The organism is Protofrankia sp. Cj3 (genome assembly GCF_917627355.1).
Lineage (GTDB): Bacteria > Actinomycetota > Actinomycetes > Frankiales > Frankiaceae > Protofrankia.
This window is the reverse complement of sequence record NZ_CAKJTR010000118.1, coordinates 1,119-3,224: the sequence shown is the minus strand read 5'-3', so window position 1 is coordinate 3,224 and position 2,106 is coordinate 1,119. Positions and strand designations below refer to the sequence as shown.

Sequence of the window (2,106 nt, the reverse complement as noted above, 5' to 3'; positions counted from 1 at the left end):
CGCGGACGCCGGGGCCGCAGGTGGTTTGGCGTAATCCAGACCAGGCGCTGGTGGCGCGTAGGTGTGCGTGGCACCAGCCGGCGGGCCGAACCCGACGGGTGCGGCTGGCGGCGGGGCTGCCGGCTCCTCCACCTCCCCGCCGAAGGAACGGATCAGCTCGGCAAGCCCACCGTCGAAACCCTGCCCCACGGCCGAGACCCGCCAGGCCCCCTTACGGTAAAGATCGCAGATCATAACAGCGCGTTCGCTGCTGAAGTCCGCTCCGGTGAACGCGTAGCGCATGACCTCACTGCCACCGACGACGATCCGGAAGTAACCAGCGGAGATCTGCGACGCGGCCCCGGCACCGTCAATCGCCGCGCAGAACGACAGCTTGTCGATACCCGCGGGTACGTCCTTCAGCGTCGCCCGAAAGGACTGCGTGTCCCCGGCCTGCTCACCCAGGAGCTGGATCGACCCTTCCGGCGACTTCGGCTGGTTGAAGAAGATGAAGTACCGGTCATCGGACAGCCGGCCGTTCGCGTCCAGCCCAAAACAGGACACGTCCCAGCTCAGGCCGGGAGCGACGAGCGCGATTCCGATGTAGAGGTCAGTGCCAGGAGTGATCGCGGACAGCTGGCTCTTCTGTCCCCGGCTGAACTGCTGGACCACTGTGCTCCCCTTCGCCCTGCGTGCCGGCCTGTCCCGTGTCCGGTCTGCCCGTGTCGCACCCATTCGAAAACCAGACTGTCCGCAACCTAACAGGCCGGCCACAACGCGATCACAGCTCCACGCGCCCGCCCGCCCGCCATCGGACGATCCACCGGCCGGTGTAGATCTTTCTCAATGACCAGTGCCGGTCGAGAACGACTGGCGCCGGTCGAAGATGCCGGTATCAAACCAGAACCGGTCGCGGATGCGTCCGGCATGGCCAAGTCGCGCGCCGGCTCCGCGTAGCGTTCACTGGAGTGATGCGGTATGTCGATGGAGTAACCACAAAGAAGAAAATCTCCGTGATCGGGCTTGGTACCTGGCAGTTCGGCTCCCAGGAGTGGGGTTACGGCGCCGCCTACGCGGCCAGCGAGGCGCCGGCGATCGTCCGGCGGGCACGTGAGCTTGGTGTGACGTTCTTCGACACGGCCGAGGTCTACGCGTTCGGGCGCGGCGAACGGATCCTGGGCGGCGCTCTGCGGGAGGCCGGCGCCGACGGGACGGCCATCGTCGCCACCAAGCTGTTCCCGGTGCTGCCGGTGGCTCCGGTGGTCGAACAGCGGGCGGTGGCCAGCGCCAACCGGCTTGGCATCCGTCAGATCGACCTCTATCAGGTGCACCAGCCCAACCCGCTTGTTTCGGACAGCAGCACCATGCGGGGCATGGCCGCCCTGCAACGGGTCGGCCTCGTCGACGCGATCGGTGTCAGCAACTACTCGCTGCAGCGGTGGCAGGCAGCTGAGGAGGCGCTCGGCGCCCCCGTGCTTTCCAACCAGGTGCGGTTCAGCCTCCTGCGGCCCCAGGCCGAACGCGATCTGCTGCCCTACGCGGTGAAGAACGACCGGCTGATCATCGCGTACAGCCCTCTCGCCCAGGGCCTGCTGTCCGGCCGTTACACCCGCGAGCACCCCCCGCCGTCGCGGGTACGCGCGATGAATCCCCTGTTCCTCCCGGAGAACCTCGACGCTGCCCGGCCCGTCCTCAACGTCCTGCGCGATGTTGCCGCGGCCCACGACGCGAGCCCGGCACAGGTCGCGCTGGCGTGGGTGATCCGGCACCCGAATGTGGTGGCGATTCCCGGTGCCTCCAGCCTCGCGCAGCTGGAGAGCAATGTGGCCGCCGCCGACATAACGTTGACCGAAGAGGAGGCCCATGCGCTGACGACCGCCGCCGACGCCTTCGAACCGGCCCGCGGAGCACGATCAGCCGTTATCGCGCTTCTGCGTGGCGGCCTGCGCCGATCCTGACCGCCGGGCCGCCTGGGGGATCTCACCCCCGGGCGGCCCAGCCCTCATGGCTGGCCTCATGGCTGGGTGCCCGCCGACTCGCTACGGCTGGGGCACGACCTCCCTGCCCGGCTGGATGCGCCCGCCCCGCGCCGAGGGGTGGTTCGCCCAGGATCTGGACCGTCTCGCC

2 protein-coding genes are annotated in these 2,106 nt (G+C 68.6%); one reads left to right on the top strand and one right to left on the bottom strand.

The genetic code is table 11. The features are described 5' to 3' along the window. Positions 1-651 (bottom strand): TerD family protein (locus tag MJ783_RS15760; RefSeq protein WP_239311201.1); only part of this gene is annotated, 651 nt, incomplete at its 3' end. Between the two features lie 299 nt (positions 652-950). Between MJ783_RS15760 and MJ783_RS15755 the strand changes: the two genes are divergently transcribed. Further along, the gene (locus MJ783_RS15755) at positions 951-1,937 is read left to right on the top strand and encodes an aldo/keto reductase (RefSeq protein WP_239311200.1); all 987 of its coding nucleotides are present in this window, start codon (positions 951-953) and stop codon (positions 1,935-1,937) included. Positions 1,938-2,106 lie beyond the last annotated feature (169 nt).